Raw genomic sequence first — 22,926 nt, 5'->3', positions numbered from 1 at the left:
GCCGGTGCATTCGGTGGAGGAACTGGCCGCGCGGTTGCCCGCGGGCCGCATGGTCACGGATCCGGGTGTGATCGAGCGTTACGGGCACGACGAGGCCGAATGGGCGCCCTACGAGATGCCGCTGGCGGTGCTGCGCCCGCACTCGGCCGAGGAGGTCCGCACCGTCGTGCGGTGGTGTGCCGAACACCGCACGCCGGTGATCGCCCGCGGTGCGGGGACCGGGTTGTCCGGCGGGGCGAACGCGACCCGCGGCAGTGTCGTGCTCTCGTTTGAGCGCATGAACGCCGTACTGGACATCGATCCGCTCGAACGTGTCGCGGTCGTGCAACCCGGGGTGGTCAACGAGGATTTGCGCACCGCCTGCGCCGAGCACGGGCTCTGGTATCCGCCGGACCCGGCGAGCGCGCCGTGGTCCACGATCGGCGGTAACGTCGCCACGAACGCGGGCGGGCTGTGCTGCGTGAAATACGGGGTGACCCGCGACTACGTGCTGGGCATGCAGATCGTCACCGGCACAGGGGAATTGGTGCGGCTGGGTCGTCGCACCGCCAAGGGGGTGGCGGGTTACGACCTGGCCGGGCTGATGGTCGGCTCGGAGGGGACGCTCGGCATCATCACCGAGATCACGGTGCGGCTGCGCCCGCGGCGTCCGGCCGAGCGCACCGTGGCCGGATATTTCGACTCCATCGTGAGCGCCGGACGCGGCGTCGAGGCCGTGGTCGGTTCCGGAGTGATCCCCTCGGCGCTCGAACTCATCGATCGGCATTGCCTACGCGCGGTGGATGATTGGAAGAAGCTCGGACTGTCGGTGGATGCGGAGGTCGTCCTGCTCGGCCGGGTCGACGTCGCCGGATCGGTCGGCGACGACGACGCCGAGACCATGCGCCGCTGTTTCGAACAGGCCGGCGCCACTTGGAGCGCGGTATCCACCGACGAGATCGAATCCGAGGCCCTGTTCCAGGCTCGCCGCCTGGCCTATCCGGCCGTCGAACGGTTGGGACCCGTCCTCACCGAGGACATCTGCGTCCCGGTGCGCGCCGTACCCGACATGCTCGCCCGCATCGAGCGGATCGCCCTCCGGCACGACACCGTCATCGCGAATATCGCCCACGCCGGCGACGGCAACCTGCATCCCCTGCTCATCACCTCCCACGATGACGAAGCCGCCCGCACCCGCGCCCAAGCCGCCTTCGCCGACATCATCGACGCCGCATTGGATTTCGGCGGAACCGTAACCGGCGAACACGGCGTCGGCCTGCTGAAGATGCCCGGCCTCTCCCGCGAACTCGATCCCGTGGCCATGACCATGCACCACAACATCAAACAAGCTCTCGACCCCCTGGGAATCCTCAACCCGGGCAAGGTGATCGAGTCGGTTCATTCACCGGAAAAGCCCTGACCGGCAGTGTGCCGGTCGGAAGAGTTCGCTCGGCCAGGCCGAGGGCGGTGCGGGCACTGTCCGCGGTGTGCGCGGCAAGCACGCCGAGCGGCCGTGTCCGGCCTTGTTTCGATGCACCCCTTCTCTAGGGTGATATTCGGCAGCCCGAACGCGGTGACGGTGAAAGGGATGAGCGGCTATGGCGGGTAGGCGATGGAGCGATCTGAGTACGCGCAGCCGGATTCTGATCGTGACGGCCGGTGTGTTCGACGGTGTGGTGAGAATCGCGGCGCTGCGCGATCTCGCGCACCGGCCGGTGGCGGAGGTCCGTGGTTCGAAGCGAGTTTGGGCGACGGCGATCGTCCTGGTGAACTCGGTGGGCGTCGTTCCCCTCGCCTACTTCCTGCTGGGGCGCCGCGCACCGGACAGCCCTACTCGTTCACTCTGACCACGCGGTGCGGCGGTGATCCGCGACGGCGGTCGCGCCGACGTCGGCGGTACGGCCGTGGAGGACCCGGTGAGACACGGTTGTGACAACCCGTGACACTGCGGCGGGATGAGTCCTCGGACGCAAACAGGCCCTGACCAGTTATACCCTGGTCAGGGCCTGTTTCTTTCGGTGCCCTCGGCAGGAATCGAACCTGCGGCCTTCTGCTCCGGAGGCAGACGCTCTATCCCCTGAGCTACGAGGGCGGGGATGGACCCGCTCGTCCATTGTCCGATCGGGCTGGGAAAGCGTATCGCATCCTCGGCCGTGCGCCAAAAGCGGATTTCAGCGGGGTCAGGTCATGGGGAGAGGCGTTGCGCCACGGGTGGTGAGGAGTTGGGTCATGAGGTTGATCTCGCCCTGCTGGGTGGTGTTCATACTGTCGGCCAGGGTTCGGACCGCGTCGGTGTCGGCGTGGGTCGTCGCGTAGGCGACCATGGCGATTCCGCCCTGGTGGTGGCGGAGCATCAACTGGAGGAACAGGGTGTCCTGGGCCGGGCCGGTGAGTTGGCGCAGCCGGTTCATCTCCGCGGCGGTGGCCATGCCGGGCATGGATTGCACCGGGCCGCTGGGCGTCGAGGTCATCGGCATCGAACCGTGCATGGTCACGTGGTCGGTCATCCAGCCCATGTAGCCGTCCGGATCCACGCTCGGCCGCTCCCACAGTTGCAGCCAGCCCTGCATGCGCCCGGCTTGATTCTGCTGGGTGGTGAGAATGTCGTAGGCCAGCCGCTTCACCTCCGGATCGCTGCCGCCGGACAATTCGAGCGCGGCCATTCGCACTGCCTGCGCATGATGTACCGACATGTCCTGGCAGAACCCGGTGTCCACCGCGTTGGGTGCGGCGTCGCCGTTGTGTTGCAACGGAAGTCGCGCGATTACGCCGATCGCGAAACCGGTCAGCAGCAGACACGCTCCGATCAGCGCCAGCAGCGTCGTGCGGCGTCGAGGGGAATGCCCGCTCTCGTCCATTACCGACCCGATCCCGGGACGAAACCACCTCCGGAAGGAACCGGGATGCCCGGGATCCCGCCCGGCAACGAGCCGCCCATTTCGCTGAGGTCCGCCTGCAATCCCTTGCCGTCCATGGGGATCGCGTCCGCTCCGGGAGGAGTGGGGTCGAATGCCGGTGGGTTGTCGGTGTCGAAGGTCGGGTTGGCGCAGTCCGCGCCGACCTCGGGGTAGGTGTACTGGTTCAGGCGCAGGGCGCTGATGAATTCACCGATGCGCTTGTCGTCCGCGCTGTCCAGTTTCAGCTGGTGGCCCCAGGATTGCAGCGAGACGGCGTGATCGAGGCCGGGATACGGCGACATCAGCATGGCGGGCTTGCCCTGCACCCGCTGCTTCAGCGAATCCAGGGCGGCGCCGGTGACCTTGTCGGGGTTGTAGGCGATCCAGATCGCGCCGTGCTCGATCGAATGCACCGCGTTCTCGGTGCGGATCGCCTTGCCGTAGACCACGCCGGTGCAGGTGGCCCAGGACGCGTCGTGCGGCCCGCCCATCGGCGGCTTCATGTCGTAAGCCACCCGCTGGGTCGCCGAGACGTGCAGCCCCGCCGGATAGTCCTTGCGCACCACGCCCGGAATATCGCCCGAGGGATCCTTGTGCTCGGCGGTCGGGGTGAACTTCTGCGCATCGGCCTTCTGCTGATATTTCGGCACCAGGTAGATTGCCAGTGCGGCGACCAGCGCGACGATCACCACGACGCCGCCGACGATCGGCCACTGGATTCGCCGTCCCCCGGGCAGTTTGGCGCCGCCTCCCGATTTACTCGCGGGAGCGGACCGGGCCGCGGCACGAATGGCCTTGGCCGATTTTGCGCTGGTGTTCGGCATCGCTGATGGGCTCTCTTCGGTCGGTCGGCGGATCCGAGTCCGGGAAACCCGCTGGCGGTGCCCCCCTGCTCGAACCATAGGATAGTTACTCGTGACTCCAGTTGACCTTGCAGATCTCCTTCGTGCTACCGCGGCGAAGGTGCTCGTGGAACGTGGATCGGACCCGGGGGTCCTGCCCGACGAGGTCACGGTGGAGCGTCCGCGCAATCCCGAGCACGGTGACTATGCCACGAATGTGGCCATGCAGGTGGCGAAGAAGGCCGGAATGAATCCGCGCGAACTCGCAGGTCTGCTCGCCGAGGCGCTCTCGGCCGCCGACGGTATCGACTCCGCCGAGGTCGCCGGTCCCGGATTCCTCAACATCCGGCTCGCTGCCGCCGCGCAGGGCGTGATCATCGAGAAGATCCTCACCGCGGGCGAGCGCTACGGCACCGCCGACACCCTGGCGGGCGCGAAGATCAACCTGGAATTCGTCTCCGCGAATCCGACCGGTCCGGTTCATCTCGGCGGCACCCGCTGGGCGGCGGTTGGCGACGCCCTGGGCCGGATCCTGATCGCCCAGGGCGCGGAGGTGACCCGGGAGTACTACTTCAACGATCACGGTGCGCAGATCGACCGTTTCGCAAATTCCCTGGTCGCGGCCGCCACCGGCGCGCCCACCCCGGACGACGGGTATGCGGGCGCGTACATCACCGAGATCGCCGACGCGATCGTCGCGGCGAATCCGGGAGCGGCGGAACTGCCCGCCGGCGCGGGCGCCGAATCGGCTGCCGCCGAGCGGTTCGAATTGTTCCGGCGCGAGGGCGTCGAGCTGATGTTCGGGCAGATCAAGGCGTCCCTGCACGATTTCGGCACCGACTTCGACGTGTATTTCAACGAGAGCGCGCTGTTCGAATCCGGTGAGGTCGAGCGCGCGGTGGCCACGCTGAAGTCGTCCGGGAAGCTGTACGAGAAGGACGGCGCGTGGTGGATCGCCTCCACCGAATACGGTGACGACAAGGATCGCGTGGTCATCAAGAGTGACGGCAAATCCGCCTATATCGCCGGTGACATCGCGTATTTCCACAACAAGCGGTCGCGTGGATTCAACCTGTGCATCTACATGCTCGGTGCGGACCACCACGGCTACATCGGACGTCTGAAGGCCGCCGCGGCCGCCTTCGGTGACGATCCCGCGACCGTCGAGGTGCTCATCGGCCAGATGGTGAATCTGGTGAAAGACGGTGTGGCGGTGCGGATGTCCAAGCGCGCGGGCACCATCGTCACGCTCGACGACCTGGTCGACGCGATCGGTGTGGACGCCGCGCGGTACTCGCTGATGCGCTCCTCGGCCAACAGCAGTATCGATATCGATCTGGACCTGTGGACCAAACAGGAGAGCGTCAACCCGATCTACTACGTGCAGTATGCGCACGCGCGCACCTGCCGGATCATCGAGAATTCGGAGTCCTTCGACTTCGCCTCGGTGACACCGGATTTCGCCGCGATGACCGCGGACCGCGAGGGCGAGCTGATCCGCACGCTGGGTGAGTTCCCCCGGATCGTGGCCACGGCCGCGGAAATGCGCGAGCCGCATCGGGTGGTGCGGTATCTGGAGGAGCTGGCCGGGGTGTACCACCCCTTCCAGTCCGACAACGAGATGCGCGTCCTGCCGCAGGGCGATGAGCCGCTCACTCCGCGGCATGCCGCGCGGCTGGAACTGGTGAAGGCGACGCGGCAGGTGCTGCGCAACGGTCTGTCGCTGTTGGGCGTCAGCGCTCCGGAGCGCATGTGAATCGCGCCGTACCCGATGGAGCCGACCGGATGTCCTGTCCGGCAGGCTCTTTCGAGCACGCCCGGGATGGGGTGGCGAATCCGTGCAGCGCGGCACGCCAGATGAGTATGTACCGAGGAAGGGATCATTCGTCGTGAGCGAGCGAACCATGGGTGCGGCCGCGCTCGTGTCGGAGTCGAGCACCAGCGGGACTCCCGCATGAGCGTGCATCCGGCCGGGCCGCGGCATGCCGAGATCCCGCATGCCCCGAATCTTCCAGAGCGGCCGAAAGATCCGGCGCAGCTGATCGATCTGCCCGCGAACGTCTGGCCCCGCAACGCTTCTCGCGACGCCGACGGCGTGGTGCGGTTGGCCGGTGTACCGGTGTCCGAACTCGCCGAGCGGTTCGGCACCCCGCTGTTCGTGGTGGACGAGGACGACTTCCGTTCCCGCTGCCGCGATATGGTGCGCGCGTACGGACCCGATGCCCGAGTTCACTACGCCTCGAAGGCTTTCCTGTGCGGTGAGGTGGCGCGCTGGGTCCGCGACGAGGGCCTGTACCTGGACGCGGCCTCCGGCGGCGAACTCGCGGTGGCCCTGCACGCCGGATTCCCGGCCGAGCGAATCGCCCTGCACGGCAACAACAAATCGGTCGCCGAACTGGACGCCGCGGTTTCGGCCGGGGTGGGCCACGTCGTGGTCGACTCGTTGATCGAGATCGACCGCCTGGAGGCCGCGGCCGGCCGCGCGGGTGTGCTGCAGGATGTCCTCGTGCGTGTCACCGTCGGCGTGGAAGCCCATACGCACGAATACATTTCGACCGCGCACGAGGATCAGAAGTTCGGCTTCTCGATCGCCGGTGGCGATGCGATGGAGGCGCTGGCGCGGGTGTTCGAGGCCGAGAATCTGCGTCTGGTCGGCCTGCACAGCCATATCGGTTCGCAGATCTTCGATATCGACGGCTTCGAGATCTCCGCGCGCCGTATGCTGCGGCTGCTGCGCGAGGCGATCGAGAAGTTCGGCGTCGATCGCACCCAGCAGATCCACACGCTGGATCTCGGTGGCGGACTGGGCATTTCGTATCTGCCTGGGGACGACGCGCCGCCGCTGGACGAATTCGCGAAGAAGGTCCGTCATCTGGTGGAGGAGGAGTCCGCCCAGATCGGCCTGCCCACCCCGACCATCGCGATCGAACCGGGCCGCGCCATCGCCGGACCGGGCACCGTCACGCTGTACGAGGTCGGCACGATCAAGGACGTCGTCCTGGACGCGGGCGCGCAGCGCCGCTACGTCAGCGTGGACGGCGGCATGAGCGACAACATCCGCCCGGCGCTGTATCAGGCCGAATACGACTGCCGCCTGGTCTCGCGGTCCAGCGAGTCCGCCGCGGTCGTCGCCCGCGTGGTCGGAAAGCACTGTGAGAGCGGCGATATCGTGATCCGTGACACCTGGATGCCCGAGGACGTCGGTCCAGGCGATCTGATCGCCGTGGCGGCGACGGGTGCCTACTGCTATTCGATGTCGAGCCGCTACAACCTCTTGACCCGTCCGGCGGTGGTGGCCGTGCGCGACGGGCAGGCGCGCCTGATCCTGCGCCGCGAGACGGTGGAAGATCTCTTGAGCTTGGAGGTGCAGTCATGACGGACCGGGAATACCCCTTCGGATCCGATCATCCGATCGGCGTCGCGGTCCTGGGCATGGGCAATGTCGGTACCGAGGTCGTGCGGATCATCCAGGAGCAGGCGCAGGACCTGCGCCAGCGCATCGGCGCCCCGCTGGTGCTGCGCGGAGTCGCGGTCCGCCGGATCGACGTGGACCGGGGCATCGATCCCGAGCTGCTGACCACCGACGCGCACGCCCTGGTCACCCGCGACGACGTGGACCTGGTCGTCGAGGTGATGGGCGGTATCGATCCGGCCCGCGCGCTGATCGGCGCCGCGCTCACCGCGGGTAAGTCGGTGGTGACCGCGAACAAGGCGCTGCTGGCCGACTACACCGGCGAACTCGCCGCGGCCGCCGAGCACAGCCGCGCGGATCTGTATTTCGAGGCGGCTGTGGCCGGGGCCATCCCGGTGGTGCGCCCGCTGATCCAGTCGCTGTCCGGTGACCGGGTCAATCGGGTCGTCGGAATCGTCAACGGCACAACGAATTTCATCCTCTCGGCGATGGACGAGACCGGCGCGGACTACCACGCGACGCTCGCCGAGGCCACCCGTCTCGGCTACGCCGAGGCCGATCCCACCGCGGACGTCGAGGGTTTCGACGCCGCCGCGAAGGCCGCGATCCTGGCCTCGCTGGCCTTCCACACCCGCGTCACCGCCGCGGATGTCTATCGCGAGGGCATCTCCCGGATCACCTCCGAGGATCTGGAGACCGCCGCGGCCGTCGGTTGCACCGTCAAGCTGCTGGCCATCTGCGAGCGAGTCCCGGCAGGCCCGGATGAACAGTATTCATGGGGCGCCGCTGCGGACCCCTCCGTGGTTGCGCAAGCTGCCTCCGCTGTGTCCGATGGCGAGGCTCCCGGGGCCCTGCGTGGTGACGCTTCGCTGCCGCCTTCGGGCCCGTCTGTCACCTCGCAAGCCGTCGCAGCGGCGCCAGGACCCGCACAGGGCGGCAAGGACCGCATCTCGGTACGGGTGTATCCAGCGCTGATCCCGCGCAAACATCCGCTCTCCTCGGTGAACGGGGCGTTCAACGCCGTCGTCGTGGAGGCGGAGAACGCGGGCCGGCTGATGTTCTACGGCCAGGGCGCGGGCGGCGCGCCGACCGCGTCGGCGGTGATGGGCGATGTGGTGATGGCCGCACGAAACAAATTCTTCGGTGGCCGCGCACCGGGCGAATCGGTCTATGCTGAGCTGCCGATCGCGCCGATCGGCGACACACCGACCCGCTACCACGTGAACTTGAAGGTCGCCGATCGCACCGGGGTTCTGCAGGCGGTCGCCGGGGAATTCGCCCAGCACGGTGTCAGCATCTCGACCGTCCGCCAGGAGGGACAGGACGAGGGCGCGCGACTGGTCGTGGTCACCCACCACGCGACCGAGTCGGCACTGGCAGATACGGTGGCCGCGTTGGCCGAGCTGGAATCCGTCACGTCCGTGACCAGCGTTGTGAGATTGGAAGGCACCGAGGAATGAACAAGGCAGGAGTGCCGATTCCCGCGGTACACAAGCCCTGGCCGGGGCTGATCGAGGCTTATCGCGATCGTCTGGCGGTCGGTGCGGACTGGGAGACGGTCACGCTGTACGAGGGCGGTACGCCCCTGGTGCCCGCGCACCACCTCTCCGAAATCACCGGATGTGAGGTGTATCTCAAGGTCGAGGGGCTGAATCCGACCGGATCCTTCAAGGATCGCGGAATGACCGTGGCGATGACCGATGCCAAGGCGCGCGGCCAGAAGGCGGTACTGTGCGCCTCCACCGGCAACACCTCGGCCTCGGCCGCGGCGTACGCCACCCGGGCGGGCATGCACTGCGCGGTGCTGATTCCGCAGGGCAAGATCGCGATGGGCAAGCTGGCCCAGGCGGTCATGCTGGGCGCGAAGATCATCCAGGTGGACGGCAATTTCGACGACTGCCTCGAGCTCGCGCGCAAGGTGACCTCGGAGTTCCCGCAGGTCGGCCTCGTGAATTCGGTGAATCCGGCGCGTATCGAGGGCCAGAAGACCGCCGCCTTCGAAATCTGTGACGCGCTCGGCCGCGCCCCCGATGTGCACGCGCTGCCGGTCGGCAACGCCGGGAACATCACGGCCTACTGGAAGGGCTACAGCGAGTACTACGCCGACGGCCTCATCGCCGCACGTCCGCGCATGCTCGGCGTGCAGGCCGCGGGTGCCGCGCCACTGGTCAACGGCGCCCCGGTGAAGGATCCCGAGACGATCGCCACCGCCATCCGGATCGGCGCACCCGCGTCGTGGAACAGCGCGGTGGCCGCCAAGGAAGAGTCGGGCGGCGCGTTCCGCGCGGCCACCGACGAGGCGATTCTCGAGGCGTATCGCCTGGTCGCGGGCACCGAGGGCGTTTTCGTCGAACCGGCTTCGGCCGCCGGCGTGGCCGGGCTGCTGGCCGCGCGCGAGGAGGGCTGGCTGGATGCGGGGCTGACCGTGGTCTGCACGGTGACCGGTAACGGTCTCAAGGACCCCGACACGGCGCTGTTGGGGATGCCGCAGGTTCAGGCGATCGCGGTCGACCCGGTCGCGGTCGCCCACGAGCTGGAACTGGCCTGAGTTGGCGCGGGAAGGGCAACGTGAGCGAGTGAACCCTGTCACAACGCCCGCGCAGGTCGGCCGGCACGACCCCGCTGCGACCCGAACCCTGCCCGCGGGGCTGTGCGTCACGGCACGGGTGCCCGCGTCCAGCGCCAATCTCGGACCCGGTTTCGATTCGCTGGGAATCGCGCTGGGGCTGTACGACGAGATCGTCGTGCGCACCACCGATTCCGGGCTGACAATCCGGGTCGAGGGCGAGGGCGCGGACGATGTTCCTTGGGGCCCTTCACATCTCGTGGTCCGTGCGATCGAACGCGGCCTGCAGGCCGCGGGCGTCTGGGCCGACGGCCTGGATGTGGTGTGCCACAACGTGATTCCGCATTCGCGTGGGCTGGGTTCCTCGGCCTCGGCGGTGGTCGGCGGACTGGCCGCGGGCTGGGCGCTGGCCGCGAAGTTCGATCCGGAACGCAGCTGCGACGAAGCCGAATTGGTCCAGCTGGCAGCGGAATTCGAGGGACATCCGGATAATGCGGCGGCCAGTGTGCTGGGCGGCATCGTGGTGTCCTGGACCGAGAACGACGAGGTTGCCGACGGTGAACGGCTCGGCCGCGGGTATCGCGCCGTGCGGCTGGATCCGCATGCTCGGCTGCGCGCGTTCGTCCTGGTTCCGGAGGAGCGTTCGGCCACTTCGCATACCCGCGGGCTGCTGCCCGAAACGGTGCCGCACGGTGACGCCGCATTCAACGCCAGCCGTGCCGCACTCGCGGTAGTGGCCTTGACGCAACGTCCTGACCTGCTGCTTCCCGCCACCGAAGATCGTCTGCATCAGGGCTACCGGGCCTCGGCGCTGCCGGTGACGACGACCTGGATCGCTCGGCTGCGCGAGGCCGGAATCGCCGCGACCGTATCCGGTGCGGGCCCGACCGTATTGGTGTTGACCACCGGTGAATTTCCTGCCGAACTGCGTGAACTCGCGATTGCCGAGGGGCTGCGGGTGCTCGAACCCGCCATTTCCGAGGGTGTGCGAACCGATTGACGGCGTGCCTGCCTTGCAGGCATTCCAGTGGGGAGCTATCCTGAGCGAGTCCGTACATCGTGCGCATCAGACGCCGGTGCTTCATTTGGGCAATCGCTCCAGCAGGCTCCTTGCTCAGGCTCGCGAGACGGGTCTCGAGAGATCTTGGGGTCAGCACTGGAATGAACTCCCACCTTTGTGAACCGGTGGCGCAGACCTGGCGGTGATGAACCGCAGGTCCGGCGGGGCAGGCGATACGGCATCCGGGCTCGGCACAGTGATCGGGCTTCGGGACGAAACCCTCGAATAAGCACACGGCAATCGAGGGAAGGAAAGGATCTCCGTGACAGATACGGACCTGCTCGCGACACCCGGGGTGGAAACCGATGGACGTTCCTCGGACAGCCGCGAAAGTGACTCCGGACAGATTTCGAAAATGAGCGAACAAACCGACGTCGCACGATCGGGGCTGACTGGAATGTTGTTGCCGCAGTTGCGCGCACTGGCCGGAGAGCTCGGTATACGAGGCACTTCCGGAATGCGTAAGGGCGATCTCATCGCCGCTATCAAGGAAAATCAGGCCGGTGGTTCGGCTGGTAAGCCCGTGCGTGGCCGCGAGGGATCCGCGCCCGCCAAGTCGGCGAAGACCGACGAGCCCGCACCCGCCGCGGAAGCGCCGCGGGCCAAGTCCGCCTCGGCGCGCGGCGAGCAGCAGACGCTGGACGGCGTCGCCGAGAAGCCTGCCGACAAGTCCGCCGAGAAGGCCGAGAAGTCCGACAGGCCCGCCGAGAAGGCCGAGAAGTCGGCCAAGCCCGCCGATAAGGCCGAGAAGGCTGCCGAGCCCGCTCAGGCCAAGGCTGATTCGCCTGCGCGCCAGGCCGACTCGGGTGAGGATTCCGGCCGCGAGGGCGGTCAGCGGGGCCGTGGCCGGCAGCGTCGCGGTCGTGAGCAGCGTGCGGCCGAGGGCGGCGAGGTCAAGGCCGAGACCAACGGCGCCGAGGTCAAGTCCGAGCAGGACTCCGGTGAGCGTCGTCGTGATCGCAGTCAGCAGAACGACCGTAGTCAGCAGAACGGTCAGGGCAACCAGAACCGCAACGGCGCCGATCGCGATCGTGATCGTGATCGCGGTGGTGACGACGACGGTGACGGCCGGGGCCGTCGCGGCCGCCGGTTCCGGGAGCGTCGTCGGGGCCGGGACCGCGAGGGTGGCGCCGGTGGCGAGGCCCGCGAGGTCGAGATCCGCGAGGACGACGTCCTGCAGCCGGTCGCCGGAATCCTGGACGTGCTGGACAACTACGCGTTCGTGCGCACCTCCGGCTATCTGGCCGGTCCGAACGACGTGTACGTCTCGATGAACCTGGTCCGCAAGAACGGCCTGCGCCGCGGTGACGCGATCACCGGTGCGGTGCGCGCGCCCCGCGAGGGTGAGCAGGGCAATCAGCGGCAGAAGTTCGATCCGCTGGTACGCCTGGACACCGTCAACGGCACCGATGTCGATTCGGCTCGGCGCCGTCCGGAGTTCAACAAGCTGACCCCGCTGTACCCGAACCAGCGGCTGCGGCTCGAGACGCAACCCAACAAGCTGACCACCCGCGTGATCGATCTGATCATGCCGATCGGCAAGGGGCAGCGTGCCCTGATCGTGTCCCCGCCCAAGGCCGGTAAGACCACGATCATGCAGGACATCGCGAACGCCATCGCGACCAACAACCCCGAGTGCTACCTGATGGTGGTGCTGGTCGACGAACGTCCCGAAGAGGTCACCGATATGCAGCGCTCGGTGCGCGGCGAGGTGATCGCCTCGACGTTCGACCGGCCGCCGAGCGATCACACCTCGGTCGCCGAGCTCGCCATCGAGCGGGCCAAGCGCCTGGTGGAGATGGGCCAGGACGTCGTCGTGCTGTTGGACTCGATCACCCGTCTGGGGCGCGCGTACAACAACTCCTCGCCCGCCTCCGGCCGCATCCTGTCCGGTGGTGTCGATTCGACCGCGCTGTACCCGCCCAAGCGGTTCCTGGGCGCGGCGCGCAACATCGAGAACGGCGGCTCGCTGACCATCATCGCGACCGCGATGGTGGAGACCGGGTCCACCGGTGACACGGTCATCTTCGAGGAGTTCAAGGGCACCGGTAACGCGGAGCTCAAGCTCGATCGCAAGATCGCCGAGCGCCGGGTGTTCCCGGCGGTGGACGTCAACCCGTCCGGTACCCGCCGCGACGAGCTGATCATGTCGCCGGACGAGGCCGCGGTCATCCACAAGCTGCGGCGCGTGCTGTCCGGCCTGGATTCGCATCAGGCGATCGATCTGCTGATCGACCGGTTGCGCAAGTCCAAGAACAATATGGAATTCCTGGTGCAGGTCTCCAAGACCGCGCCGGGTGCTCTGGACGAGTAGTACTCCAGCGTTCGTGCGGGCTCGCCGGTGTCGCGACGGGCTCGCACGGCGCACGGAACGTATGTCCGGCGAGCGAGCCGTGTCCTCGCCGGATGCCCACCCCCGCTGAGGTCCTGCTGCGGCAGGGCCTCAGCGGCGTTTTCGGGTGGGGGAGTAGAAGATTCGGCCGACCAGTACCGCGCCGAGGATCAATCCGCCGAGGATCAGTGCGGTGGCGGCGGTGAGTCCGCCGGTCGGCAACGCGGTCGCGGTGAACTGATAGGGCTCGGTGTCACCGGGCGTGCCGGGCGTGAGCTCGGCGGCCCGGTCCGCGGGCGCCGCCCACCAGCAGATGGCGATCGTCACCGACAAAATCGTCAATACGGCTCCGGCGAGGAGTTCCGCGCGCCAACCCCCCGGCAGGACGCGAAGCCTACGGCCGATCGCCGATCCGGGAGACCGCGACCCCCGAGCCCCCCGAGCGGTGTGCTGATTCACTGCGTTCCCTCCTGCCGTAGCCGGTTCCGGCCTGCTGCCGATAATCTATGAACACCTCTGTTCATATTCACGAGTAGCCGACTACCCGAGTTCAGCGTGGCTCGAGAGCTGCGAATATGCGCGCCCGTACTTTCTGGGGGACCACGCTAGGGCTTGTTCGGGGAATAAACATACCTGTTCCCCGTTTTGGGAACATCGCCGGTCGATCCGGCCCGGAACAAAACCGGGGCAGATCGGCGTTTACACTGGTTCGTTGGCAACAATGCCTAGTCGGTTCCGGTTCACGTCCTGTTTCGCCAGGGCGACCCGGCGACCATCGAAAGGACATCCATGAAGGCAGGAATCCACCCCACATACGTGGAGACGACCGTCGTCTGCGGTTGTGGGAACACGTTCCAGACTCGCAGCACCAAGGAGTCGGGCAAGATCACCGTCGAGGTCTGCTCGCAGTGCCACCCGTTCTACACGGGCAAGCAGAAGATCCTCGACACCGGCGGCCGCGTCGCCCGCTTCGAGGCTCGCTACGGCAAGCGCACCCCGAAGAAGGCCGACGCCAAGTAGCTGTCCCATCGACGCCCGTCCTGTCCGTGCAGGGCGGGCGTCGGTATTTTTCGCTGTGTCTTTGCCCTCCGCTTTCCTCCGGGGTGTTCGCGGCGAGCTTCGGTGGTGGTGAGGTGTTGAGGGAAATGAAATTGCAGGAATCGACCGAGAATCGCACAGAGGAGCTCCCGCGATGGCCGATGTGACGGCCCCGTCCGCGATCGACGACATCCTGGCCGAACACGCCGGGTTGGAGACGCAGCTGTCCGATCCGGCGCTGCACAACAATCCGGCCGAGGCCAGGCGCGTGGGCAAGCGGTTCGCCGAGCTGGCTCCGATCATGTCCGCTTACACCAAACTGCAGGCCGCGCGCGAGGACCTGAGCGCCGCGCGAGAGCTGGCCGCGGACGACGCTTCCTTCGCCGCCGAGGTGCCGGATCTGGAAGAGCAGGTGCAGGAGCTGGAGAAGACGCTCACCGATCTGCTCGCCCCACGCGATCCGCACGACGCCGACGACGTGGTGCTCGAGGTGAAATCCGGCGAGGGCGGCGAGGAATCTGCGCTGTTCGCCTCGGATCTGGCCCGGATGTACATCCGCTATGCCGAGCGACGCGGCTGGAAGGTCGAGATTCTCGACGCCACCATCTCCGATCTGGGCGGCTACAAGGAGGCGACGATCACCATCAAGAGTCGCGAGCCCAGTCGCGACGGTGTGTGGTCCCGGCTCAAGTTCGAGGGCGGCGTGCACCGCGTGCAGCGGGTGCCGGTGACCGAATCCCAGGGGCGCATCCACACCTCGGCCGCGGGAATTCTGATCTATCCCGAACCCGACGAGGTCGAGCAGGTGCAGATCGACGAGGGTGATCTGCGCATCGACGTCTATCGCTCCTCCGGTAAGGGCGGTCAGGGCGTCAACACCACCGATTCGGCCGTGCGCATCACCCACCTGCCCACCGGCATCGTGGTGACCTGCCAGAACGAGCGGTCCCAGCTGCAGAACAAGATCCGCGCGATGCAGGTGCTCGCGGCCCGGCTGCAACTGCTGGCCGAGGAACAGGCAGACGCGGAGGCCGCCGCCGGCCGCGCCAGCCAGATCCGCACCGTGGACCGGTCGGAGCGGATCCGCACCTACAACTTCCCGGAGAACCGGATCACCGACCACCGCATCGGATTCAAGGCGCACAACCTGGATGCGGTGCTGGACGGGGATCTGGACGCACTCCTGGACGCGCTCGGCGAGGCAGATCGAGCCGCCCGCCTAGCCGCCGAGTAGTCCCGTAGCGTGATCATGTCGCTGGACAAGGATTCGGCCCCAGGTGCGATCCGCCCCACTGCGAAGCGTCGCCGTCGGCCGGAACTGTCAGGTCGGCTGACGCCAACTCCAACTCCAACGGCAACTCCAAGGGCTTACAGCGCCGAAAACTCGCCGGATCCAAGCGGAGGCCGAAAACACAGTGAGTCGCGTTTCCTTGCGTCCGGTCGTTCTCGAGGCGGTCGCACAGCTCGAATCCGCCGGTGTGCACAGTCCGCACACCGACGCCGAATATCTCGCCGCCCATGTGCTTGGGGTGGAGCGTTCACGTCTCGCGCTGGTGCCGATGCTGAGCGCCGAACAGCTCGTGGAATTTCGCAAACTGGTGGACCGGCGCGCGGAACGTGTTCCGCTGCAACATCTCACGGGTGTCGCGGCGATGGGCGAGATCGATCTGGCGGTGGGTCCGGGGGTATTCGTGCCGCGCCCGGAAACCGAATTGCTGTTCGCCTGGGCGCTGGCGCACCTGGAGGTGGCCGGGCACGAACATCCGCCGATCGTGGTGGATCTGTGTACCGGATCGGGTGCGCTCGCCCTGGCGATCGCGCATGCGCGTCCCGACGCCGAGGTGCACGCGGTCGAGCTCGATCCGGCGGCGCGCGCGTGGGCGCGCCGCAATGCCGACGAGCAGGCCGCCCGGGGTGATACACCCATATATCTGCACGCCGGCGACGTCACCGATCCGAATGTGTTGTCCCCCTTGAACGGTCGTGTGGACGTACTGGTCGCCAATCCGCCCTACATCCCCGAGGGTGCGCGGCTGGACCCCGAGGTGGCCGACCACGACCCGCATCGGGCCCTGTTCGGCGGCTCCGACGGCCTGTCCGTGATCACCCCGATGATCGACACCATCACCCGCCTGCTCCGCGCGGACGGCGTGGCCGCGGTCGAACACGACGACACCAACGGTTCCCGGGTCGCCGCCCTGTTCGCGGGCGCCGGCCGATTCACCGCCGTCGTCGAGCATCCCGATCTCGCGGGTAAACCCCGCTTCGTCGCCGCCCGCCGCACCGCGGACTGAGGCTCAATCGTTGTAATGACCGCCGACCTGCACTACGACGATCTCCGTATCCGTCACGTAGTAGACAAGTCGATGTTCCTGGGTGATTCGTCGCGACCAATGGCCGGCCAGTTGATGGCGCAGTGGCTCCGGCTTGCCGATACCGGTGAACGGATCCACCAATACCGCCTCGATCAGCTTGTTCGCGGCTTTCAAGACGGTGCGATCGGGGGCGAGCCAAGCTGCGTAGCTGTGCCAGCCTTGTGAAGTAAAGGAGAGCTTACGATCGCTCGGCATCAGGCATCCGGGTCGAGGAGTTCGTGGAATTCGGTCTCACCGCGTCGCGCGGCCTCAGCGGAGGCCAGCAACTGAACGCCGCCGTGGGTAGACAGGACGTAGAGCGTTTCCTGCAACGAGTTCCAATCAGATTCAGCGACGAGTACCGCGTTCTCGCCGCTCTTGGATACCACTGTGACCGGGTCATGGTCGTCGTTCACCTGCTGGACCAGGCCGAATAGATTCTGGCGAACGGTTGAGATGGGTAGTGCGGTCATGGCTGCGACCTCCTGTCTTGTACGATATATCGTACAAGAAGTACTCGATAGCCCGCCGTTCGACTGCGACCGGACCGGCTTCCGGTGCAAGAGTCGAATACCGCCGAATACCCGATCCGCGCGCACCAGAACGGTATTCGGCACGAGCGAGACCGGGGGCGCGCGATGACGGCGAAATCCGTTGAGCCACCCGGTGATATCCCGGCCGTGGAATGCGTCGGCCTGACGCACCGCTACGGCGACCACACCGTTGTGCACGATCTGGATCTGCGTATCGAACGCGCTGCTCACCACCCACTACATGGCCGAGGCCGATGTGCTGTGCGATCGAATCGCTCTGCTGCACAAGGGGATTCTGCGGGCGGTCGGTTCACCGGCGGATCTGCGGGCCGCCCTGGGCCCGGAGGCCACGCTCGAGGACGTCTTCCGGCGCCACGCCGGCGCCGGGCTGGACTCCGACGGGAGCGACGGGCCCGAAGCAAGCAACTCGCGTGACCACGCAGGGCCCCGTGGACGTCGGCGAAGGCACGGTTCGAATACGGAGGGAGGGCTGCGCGGTGTCCGAAACACACGCCGAACCGCTCAGCGTGCCGGCTGAATTCCCGCCGCTGCGCCAGGCGCCGCGCGGTGTGGGTCGCGCGGTCGCGCTGAGTTCGCGGATCGGGACGTTTGCGCTGGTGGAGCTGCAGAAACTGCGCCACGATCGCACCGAACTGTGCACCCGCGCGGTGCAGCCCGCGCTGTGGATGCTGATCTTCGGCACCACCTTCTCCCGGCTGCACAGCATCCCGACCGGTTCGCTGCCCTACCTGGACTTCCTCGCACCCGGCGTCATCGCGCAGTCGGCGCTGTTCATCGCGATCCTGTACGGCATCCAGCTGATCTGGGACCGGGACGCCGGAATCCTGAACAAACTGCTGGTCACGCCGACCCCGCGTGCCGCGCTGATCACCGGCAAATGCTTCGCGGTCGGAGTGCGCTCGGTCGCGCAGGTGCTGATCATCGTGGTGCTGTCGCTGCTGATGCGCGTGCACCTGACGGTGAACCCGATCAGACTGCTCGGCGCGGTGGTCGTGGTGATCCTGGGCGCGTCCTTCTTCGCCTGCCTGTCGATGTCCATCGCGGGTCTGGTGACCAAACGCGACCGGCTGATGGGCATCGGCCAGGCGATCACCATGCCGCTGTTCTTCGCCTCCAACGCGCTGTATCCGATCGATCTCATGCCGGGGTGGCTACGTGTGATCAGTCACGTCGATCCGCTCAGCTACGAGGTGGACGCGCTGCGCGGTCTGCTCATCGGCGCGGCCGACCGGCTATGGCTCGACATGGGCGTTCTCGTGCTGGCGGCGGTACTCGGAATCGCCTGTGCCTCTGCCCTTCTGGGCCGGTTGGTGCGGTGATTCGCCGATGTCGAGACTCCCGCCGCACCTCCGTTCGCGCCAGCAAATACACTCACCCGGGTGAGTATCGTCTACGACTGCTCCGATCCCGACTCACGTGCCGCCGGGCTGACCGCCGCGCGGACGACGTTGAAATCCGGACGGCTCGCGGTCATTCCCACCGACACCGTGTACGGCCTGGCGGCAGATGCCTTCGATTCCGGGGCGGTCGCCGATCTGCTGGCCGCCAAGCGCCGCGGCCGCGATATGCCGGTGCCGGTGCTGGTGGGGTCCTGGAACACCATCGACGGACTCGTGTTCTCCGTATCGCAGCACGCGCGCGATCTGATCCGGGCGTTCTGGCCGGGCGGCTTGAGTCTGGTTGTGCAGCAAGCTCCTTCGCTGGCATGGGATCTGGGCGACGCCCGCGGCACGGTGATGTTGCGGATGCCGCTGCATCCGGTGGCGCTGGAACTGCTCCGGGAGGTCGGCCCGTTGGCGGTGTCCAGTGCGAACGTCTCCGGGCAGCCCGCCGCCGCGACCGTGCAGGAGGCGCGCGAACAGCTCGGCGAGCTGGTCGGTGTGTACCTGGACGGCGGACCGGCCGATCACGGCGTCCCCTCGACGATCGTGGACCTCACCGCGGACAGTCCGCGCATCCTGCGCGAGGGCGCGGTGAGCGCCGAACAGGTGGGCGAGGTGCTCGGCATTGCGCCGGGGGACCTCACGGTCCGAGCGTCGCGGTGACGGCCTGGTAGATGATATTCAGCCAGGGCGCGGTCGTTCCGCTGCGCGAGCTTCTGCTGGTCCTGCTCGTGTCGACGGTGGTGACTCTGCTGTCCACCGGTGGTATTCGGGTGCTGGCGATCAAGTTCGGCGCGGTCGCCATTCCGCGCGAACGCGACGTGCACGTCAAACCGATCCCGCGGATGGGCGGGGTGGGCATCTATCTGGGCGTGGTGGCCGCGGTGCTGTTCGCCCACCAGCTACCCGCGCTGCGACGGGGTTTCGACTATCCGCACGACGTCCCCGCGGTCGTGATCGCGGGCACGCTCATCGTGCTGGTCGGCATCATCGACGACCGCTGGGGCCTGGACGCGCTGACCAAATTCGTCGGCCAGATCACCGCGGCCTGCGTGATGGCCGTGATGGGACTGAGTTGGGTCGCGATCTACAACCCGTTCACCAACACCACGGTGGTGCTGGACCAGCTGTACGGCGGCGCGGTGACGGTGATCATCACGGTCACCATGATCAACGCGTGGAACTTCGTCGACGGGCTGGACGGGCTGGCGGCCGGACTCGGGGTGATCGCCGCGCTGGCGGTGTTCGTCTTCGCGGCCGGGCTGCTGTACCAGCAGGGCGGGGCCACCGACGGGTACCCACCGGCGATGCTCGCGGCCGCACTCGCGGGCGGCTGCCTGGGATTCCTGCCGCACAATTTCCAGCCCGCCCGGATATTCATGGGTGACTCGGGTTCGATGCTGATCGGGCTCATGTTGGCGGCGGTCTCCACCGGCGCCTCGGGCCGGATTCCGCTGACCGGATACGGCGCGCGCGACATCGTCGGTCTGCTGTCGCCGCTGTTGCTGGTCGGTGCGGTGATGTTCATTCCGGTGCTGGATCTGGTGCTGGCGATCGTGCGCCGGGTCCGGGCGGGAGTGAGCTTCTCCACGCCGGACAAGATGCACCTGCATCACCGGCTGTTGCAGATCGGGCATTCCCAGCGCCGCGTCGTGCTCACCATCTACCTCTGGGTCGGCGTGCTGGCCTTCGGCGCGGTCGGCTCCTCGCTGATCGATCGGCGGCTGGTGGTGCTGCTGTTCGCGGCCGGTCTGGTGTGTGCATTGGTGCTCACCGCGGTGCCTTCGCTGCGCGAGGCGGTGGGGCTGCGCAAGCGCCGGTCGGTTTCCGGCGATCCGACGCCGAACGGGCCGGAAGTAAGCGGCGAGTAAACTTCGCACCGTGACCACGGCACCGCAATCCCATCCCGACGATCCCCAGCGGGCGAGCGACGGGCCCGGCGGCGGCAGCTCGGCTAACCACGGAGAGCGCCTGGAGCCCGCCGATCAGGCGCTGCGGGCGGCGCTGCGCTACGGCATCGCCGGATTGATCGCGCTGGTGCTGATCTCGTGTGTGCTGGCCACGATCTTCGCGGGTCTGCCCGGTTTGTGGGGTGCGGTGATCGGCTCGGCTATCGGCGGGTTCTTCATTCTGACCACCGCCGCGCTGGTGCTGTTCAGTGCGAGATTGGAGACCGGCATCCAGGGCATGGTGATGCTGGGCAGCTGGGTCGGCAAACTCCTGGTTGTCCTCGTCGTCGTCGCGGTGCTGAAGCGTTTCGACTTCTACGACCGGATGTCGTTGTTCCTGACCGTGGTGGGCGCGCTGCTCGTCGTTCTGGGTGCGGAGACGTACGGCGTACTGCGCCAACGGGTTCCGGTCGTGACCCCGCCGGGCGAGGGCTCCGGGCAAGATCGTTCAAAACTGTGAGCGATACCCCCTACACGTTGTCGTAGATGGCTTGGTAAACTCTTTACCGTAAGCATCCGATCAGTGGGGGCGATCATTGCGATCCGGCCATTGCCGGTATGCTTGCAGCCGTGCCGGGCCTTAAGGGGGTTCGGCTCTGCACCGTCGACGATGTCGCCGACGTACAGACGCCTCGAGCGGGTTCCTTCCCGCCTCAGCTGCTGACGAACTTCGAGCCGACCCTAGTCGACCACCTGATCGTCAATGTCCGATCGAACCGCGGAGACCCTTGATATGCCGCGGCCCGAACACGGGAGAGAACGCTGAGCGTCACCACTCTGGCGGGCGAGTTCCATGCGCCCTCGCTGTCCGACTTTTTCCCTTCGGCGGTGCTGTTCGGCGGGACTCCTTTCGAGCTCAACCGTTTGATGCTGATCCGCGTCGTCATGGCTGCGGTTCTGATCGCCTTCATGGCGCTGGCGTTCCGCAGTCCCAAACTCGTACCGCGCGGTCTGCAGAACGTCGCCGAATACGGTCTCGTATTCGTGCGTGAGCAGATCTGCTTCGAGGTGCTGGGCAAGGAAACCGGCAAGAAGTTCTTCCCGCTGATCGCGTCGATCTTCTTCGCCGTCCTGTTCCTGAACTTCTCCAGCGTGATCCCGTTCCTGAACATTTCCTCGAACGCGCGGATCGGTATGCCGCTGGTGCTGGCAATTGTCGCGTACGTCGCGTTCAACTACATCGGTATCAAGAAGTACGGCTTCTGGAAGTACATGCGCTCGTCCATCGTGGTGCCCAATGTGCCGCCCGCGATGCACGTGCTGCTGATTCCGATCGAGTTCATCTCGACCTTCCTCCTGCGCCCGTTCACGCTCACCGTGCGACTCATGGCGAACATGCTGGCCGGACACATCATGCTGGTGTTGTTCTTCAGCGCCACGCAGTTCTTCCTGTTCGACGGCGCCGCCTGGATGAAGGGCCTGTCCCCGTTCTCGCTGGCCGGCGGTTTCGCCTTCACGCTGTTCGAGATGCTGGTGATTTTCTTGCAGGCCTACGTTTTCGCGCTGCTGACAGCCGTATACATCGGCCTGGCGCAGCACGCCGATTCGCACTGACCGCGCATACGCGCCCACAGACAACCGCACACCGACTGACCCACACACGCTGCGGTGTGGGCAACAGAAAGGGAAAGAAAACTCATGAGCCTCTCCAACGTGGCCACCACCCTCGCCGAGAACGCCCCCACGGTGAAGGGCTACGGCGCCGTCGGTTACGGCCTGGCGGCCATCGGCCCGGGCATCGGCGTCGGCATCGTCGTCGGTAAGGCGATCGAGGGCATCGCCCGGCAGCCCGAGCTGCAGGGCACCATCCGGACCAACATGTTCCTGGGTATCGCGTTCACCGAGGCCCTGGCGCTCATCGGTCTCGTCGCCGGCTTCATCTTCTGATTGCCATGAACGGGATGGTTTTGCTCGCGGCCGACAGCGGTTCGGATCCGAACCCGCTGCTGCCGGAGCCGTACGACATCTTTTGGTCGGCGGTGGTCTTCATCGTCGTCGCCGTCGTGTTCTTCAAGTACGTCGCCCCGCGCTTGAGCAAGGTGCTCGACGAACGTTCGGAGAAGATCGAGGGCGGGCTCGAGAAAGCCGAAGCCGCACAGGCGCAGGCACAGGAAACGCTGGCGCAGTATCAGCAGCAGCTGGCCGACGCCCGGCTCGAGGCCGCGCGCATCCGTGAAGAGGCGCGCACCCAGGGCCAGCAGATCCTCGCGCAGCTGCGCGCGGAGGCCCAGGCCGAGGCGGACCGCATCGTGGCCACCGGCCACACGCAGCTCGAGGCCCAGCGTCAGCAGATCGTGACCGAACTTCGTGCCGAACTCGGCCACACCGCGGTCGATCTCGCCGAGAAGATCATCGGGCAGTCGGTTGCCGATGAGGCCAAACAGGCCGCCTCCATCGACCGATTTCTTGCAGAACTGGATCTGCAGGCCGGTATCGGGGTCGGAAGGTAGCCATGCCTGGACAGGTCAGCGGCCGGAGGCGGCAGCGGAGCGTGACCACGCAGGCCGCCCTGTACAGGCATGAACAAACGCTGCCTGGACAGGTCAGCGGCCGGAGGCGGC

23 protein-coding genes, 1 tRNA gene and 1 pseudogene are annotated in these 22,926 nt (G+C 66.9%); 19 read left to right on the top strand and 6 right to left on the bottom strand.

Annotated features, from left to right (window positions below; all coding sequences use genetic code 11):
• Positions 1–49: 49 nt before the first annotated feature.
• Complete coding sequence (locus NV1_RS04785) at positions 50–1,399, top strand: FAD-binding oxidoreductase (RefSeq protein ID WP_067886625.1); 1,350 nt, start codon at positions 50–52, stop codon at positions 1,397–1,399.
• Positions 1,400–1,577: 178 nt separating this feature from the next.
• Positions 1,578–1,826 carry a hypothetical protein gene (locus tag NV1_RS04780; protein ID WP_067885915.1) on the top strand — a complete coding sequence of 83 codons (249 nt, stop codon included), beginning with the start codon at positions 1,578–1,580 and terminating at the stop codon, positions 1,824–1,826.
• Positions 1,827–1,998: 172 nt separating this feature from the next.
• Here the strand turns inward: NV1_RS04780 and NV1_RS04775 are convergent.
• The 3 genes from NV1_RS04775 to NV1_RS04765 form a co-directional block, all read right to left on the bottom strand.
• Positions 1,999–2,071 (bottom strand) — tRNA-Arg (locus NV1_RS04775).
• An 88-nt stretch (positions 2,072–2,159) separates the two neighbouring features.
• Complete coding sequence (locus tag NV1_RS04770) at positions 2,160–2,837, bottom strand: DUF305 domain-containing protein (RefSeq protein WP_067885913.1); 678 nt, start codon at positions 2,835–2,837, stop codon at positions 2,160–2,162.
• Positions 2,837–3,700 carry a thioredoxin-like domain-containing protein gene (locus NV1_RS04765; RefSeq protein WP_067885911.1) on the bottom strand — a complete coding sequence of 288 codons (864 nt, stop codon included), beginning with the start codon at positions 3,698–3,700 and terminating at the stop codon, positions 2,837–2,839. Before NV1_RS04765 ends, NV1_RS04770 begins: the two co-directional genes overlap by 1 nt.
• Before the next feature lie 91 nt (positions 3,701–3,791).
• Here NV1_RS04765 and argS point away from each other — a divergent pair, with 91 nt between their 5' ends.
• From argS to rho, 6 genes are all read left to right on the top strand, one after another.
• Positions 3,792–5,474, top strand: a complete 1,683-nt coding sequence (gene argS, locus NV1_RS04760) for an arginine--tRNA ligase (protein WP_067885909.1) — start codon at positions 3,792–3,794, stop codon at positions 5,472–5,474.
• Between the two features lie 198 nt (positions 5,475–5,672).
• Entirely contained in the window at positions 5,673–7,094 is a 1,422-nt protein-coding gene (lysA, locus tag NV1_RS04755; protein WP_067885907.1) for a diaminopimelate decarboxylase, read from the top strand.
• Positions 7,091–8,590, top strand: a complete 1,500-nt coding sequence (locus tag NV1_RS04750; RefSeq protein WP_067885905.1) for a homoserine dehydrogenase — start codon at positions 7,091–7,093, stop codon at positions 8,588–8,590. Before lysA ends, NV1_RS04750 begins: the two co-directional genes overlap by 4 nt.
• On the top strand, positions 8,587–9,678 hold the full coding sequence (gene thrC, locus NV1_RS04745) for a threonine synthase (RefSeq protein WP_067885903.1): 1,092 nt from the start codon (positions 8,587–8,589) through the stop codon (positions 9,676–9,678). The genes NV1_RS04750 and thrC overlap by 4 nt, the downstream gene beginning before the upstream one ends.
• A gap of 28 nt (positions 9,679–9,706) precedes the next feature.
• A complete protein-coding gene (thrB, locus tag NV1_RS04740) occupies positions 9,707–10,696 on the top strand; it encodes a homoserine kinase (RefSeq protein ID WP_067886623.1) in 990 nt (329 codons plus the stop codon).
• Between the two features lie 415 nt (positions 10,697–11,111).
• A complete protein-coding gene (gene rho, locus NV1_RS04735; RefSeq protein WP_157116575.1) occupies positions 11,112–13,070 on the top strand; it encodes a transcription termination factor Rho in 1,959 nt (652 codons plus the stop codon).
• Positions 13,071–13,199: 129 nt separating this feature from the next.
• Here rho and NV1_RS04730 read toward each other — a convergent pair whose 3' ends face one another.
• Positions 13,200–13,415 carry a hypothetical protein gene (locus NV1_RS04730; protein WP_067885900.1) on the bottom strand — a complete coding sequence of 72 codons (216 nt, stop codon included), beginning with the start codon at positions 13,413–13,415 and terminating at the stop codon, positions 13,200–13,202.
• A gap of 462 nt (positions 13,416–13,877) precedes the next feature.
• Here NV1_RS04730 and rpmE point away from each other — a divergent pair, with 462 nt between their 5' ends.
• From rpmE to prmC, 3 genes are all read left to right on the top strand, one after another.
• Positions 13,878–14,108 (top strand): 50S ribosomal protein L31, encoded by a 231-nt coding sequence (gene rpmE, locus NV1_RS04725; protein WP_067885898.1) that lies wholly within the window; start codon positions 13,878–13,880, stop codon positions 14,106–14,108.
• Positions 14,109–14,280: 172 nt separating this feature from the next.
• Positions 14,281–15,360, top strand: coding sequence for a peptide chain release factor 1 (gene prfA / locus NV1_RS04720; protein WP_067885897.1), 1,080 nt, complete (start codon positions 14,281–14,283; stop codon positions 15,358–15,360).
• A gap of 181 nt (positions 15,361–15,541) precedes the next feature.
• Positions 15,542–16,420 carry a peptide chain release factor N(5)-glutamine methyltransferase gene (prmC, locus tag NV1_RS04715; protein ID WP_067885896.1) on the top strand — a complete coding sequence of 293 codons (879 nt, stop codon included), beginning with the start codon at positions 15,542–15,544 and terminating at the stop codon, positions 16,418–16,420.
• 3 nt (positions 16,421–16,423) lie between these two features.
• On the opposite strand, the gene NV1_RS04710 is transcribed toward prmC, so the two are convergent.
• Positions 16,424–16,696, bottom strand: a complete 273-nt coding sequence (locus NV1_RS04710; RefSeq protein WP_067885895.1) for a Txe/YoeB family addiction module toxin — start codon at positions 16,694–16,696, stop codon at positions 16,424–16,426.
• Complete coding sequence (locus NV1_RS04705; protein WP_067886621.1) at positions 16,696–16,953, bottom strand: type II toxin-antitoxin system Phd/YefM family antitoxin; 258 nt, start codon at positions 16,951–16,953, stop codon at positions 16,696–16,698. Before NV1_RS04705 ends, NV1_RS04710 begins: the two co-directional genes overlap by 1 nt.
• Positions 16,954–17,236: 283 nt before the next feature.
• On the opposite strand from NV1_RS04705, the pseudogene NV1_RS45470 reads away from it, so the two are divergent.
• From NV1_RS45470 to NV1_RS04665, 8 genes and pseudogenes are all read left to right on the top strand, one after another.
• Positions 17,237–17,551, top strand: a pseudogene (locus NV1_RS45470) (hypothetical protein); the annotation flags it as partial.
• Positions 17,511–18,353, top strand: coding sequence for an ABC transporter permease (locus tag NV1_RS04695; RefSeq protein WP_067885893.1), 843 nt, complete (start codon positions 17,511–17,513; stop codon positions 18,351–18,353). The pseudogene NV1_RS45470 and the gene NV1_RS04695, both read left to right, overlap by 41 nt.
• 60 nt (positions 18,354–18,413) lie before the next feature.
• Positions 18,414–19,079, top strand: coding sequence for an L-threonylcarbamoyladenylate synthase (locus NV1_RS04690; protein WP_067885892.1), 666 nt, complete (start codon positions 18,414–18,416; stop codon positions 19,077–19,079).
• Between the two features lie 11 nt (positions 19,080–19,090).
• A complete protein-coding gene (locus NV1_RS04685) occupies positions 19,091–20,287 on the top strand; it encodes an MraY family glycosyltransferase (RefSeq protein WP_067885891.1) in 1,197 nt (398 codons plus the stop codon).
• 100 nt (positions 20,288–20,387) lie between these two features.
• Positions 20,388–20,825 carry a Cg1360 family ATP-synthase-associated protein gene (locus NV1_RS04680; protein ID WP_067886620.1) on the top strand — a complete coding sequence of 146 codons (438 nt, stop codon included), beginning with the start codon at positions 20,388–20,390 and terminating at the stop codon, positions 20,823–20,825.
• 317 nt (positions 20,826–21,142) lie between these two features.
• On the top strand, positions 21,143–21,919 hold the full coding sequence (gene atpB / locus NV1_RS04675; protein WP_174557407.1) for a F0F1 ATP synthase subunit A: 777 nt from the start codon (positions 21,143–21,145) through the stop codon (positions 21,917–21,919).
• A gap of 84 nt (positions 21,920–22,003) precedes the next feature.
• Positions 22,004–22,252, top strand: a complete 249-nt coding sequence (locus NV1_RS04670; RefSeq protein WP_067885887.1) for an ATP synthase F0 subunit C — start codon at positions 22,004–22,006, stop codon at positions 22,250–22,252.
• A gap of 5 nt (positions 22,253–22,257) precedes the next feature.
• A complete protein-coding gene (locus tag NV1_RS04665) occupies positions 22,258–22,815 on the top strand; it encodes a F0F1 ATP synthase subunit B (protein ID WP_067885885.1) in 558 nt (185 codons plus the stop codon).
• Positions 22,816–22,926 lie beyond the last annotated feature (111 nt).

Source organism: Nocardia vaccinii NBRC 15922 (genome assembly GCF_001613305.1).
Classification (GTDB): domain Bacteria; phylum Actinomycetota; class Actinomycetes; order Mycobacteriales; family Mycobacteriaceae; genus Nocardia; species Nocardia vaccinii.
Note: the sequence above shows the minus strand (reverse complement) of the source record. Positions and strands in the feature narration are given on the sequence as shown.

Excerpts from the sequence above, each read along its gene's own strand:
- NV1_RS04785 (WP_067886625.1), top strand. The coding sequence starts at position 50 with ATGGTCACGGATCCGGGTGTGATCGAGCGTTACGGGCACGACGAGGCC.
- NV1_RS04780 (WP_067885915.1), top strand. The coding sequence starts at position 1,578 with ATGGCGGGTAGGCGATGGAGCGATCTGAGTACGCGCAGCCGGATTCTG.
- NV1_RS04770 (WP_067885913.1), bottom strand. The coding sequence starts at position 2,837 with ATGGACGAGAGCGGGCATTCCCCTCGACGCCGCACGACGCTGCTGGCG.
- NV1_RS04765 (WP_067885911.1), bottom strand. The coding sequence starts at position 3,700 with ATGCCGAACACCAGCGCAAAATCGGCCAAGGCCATTCGTGCCGCGGCC.
- lysA (WP_067885907.1), top strand. The coding sequence starts at position 5,673 with ATGAGCGTGCATCCGGCCGGGCCGCGGCATGCCGAGATCCCGCATGCC.
- NV1_RS04750 (WP_067885905.1), top strand. The coding sequence starts at position 7,091 with ATGACGGACCGGGAATACCCCTTCGGATCCGATCATCCGATCGGCGTC.
- thrC (WP_067885903.1), top strand. The coding sequence starts at position 8,587 with ATGAACAAGGCAGGAGTGCCGATTCCCGCGGTACACAAGCCCTGGCCG.
- rho (WP_157116575.1), top strand. The coding sequence starts at position 11,112 with ATGAGCGAACAAACCGACGTCGCACGATCGGGGCTGACTGGAATGTTG.
- rpmE (WP_067885898.1), top strand. The coding sequence starts at position 13,878 with ATGAAGGCAGGAATCCACCCCACATACGTGGAGACGACCGTCGTCTGC.
- prfA (WP_067885897.1), top strand. The coding sequence starts at position 14,281 with ATGGCCGATGTGACGGCCCCGTCCGCGATCGACGACATCCTGGCCGAA.
- NV1_RS04710 (WP_067885895.1), bottom strand. The coding sequence starts at position 16,696 with ATGCCGAGCGATCGTAAGCTCTCCTTTACTTCACAAGGCTGGCACAGC.
- NV1_RS04705 (WP_067886621.1), bottom strand. The coding sequence starts at position 16,953 with ATGACCGCACTACCCATCTCAACCGTTCGCCAGAATCTATTCGGCCTG.
- NV1_RS04685 (WP_067885891.1), top strand. The coding sequence starts at position 19,091 with ATGATATTCAGCCAGGGCGCGGTCGTTCCGCTGCGCGAGCTTCTGCTG.
- NV1_RS04670 (WP_067885887.1), top strand. The coding sequence starts at position 22,004 with ATGAGCCTCTCCAACGTGGCCACCACCCTCGCCGAGAACGCCCCCACG.
- NV1_RS04665 (WP_067885885.1), top strand. The coding sequence starts at position 22,258 with ATGAACGGGATGGTTTTGCTCGCGGCCGACAGCGGTTCGGATCCGAAC.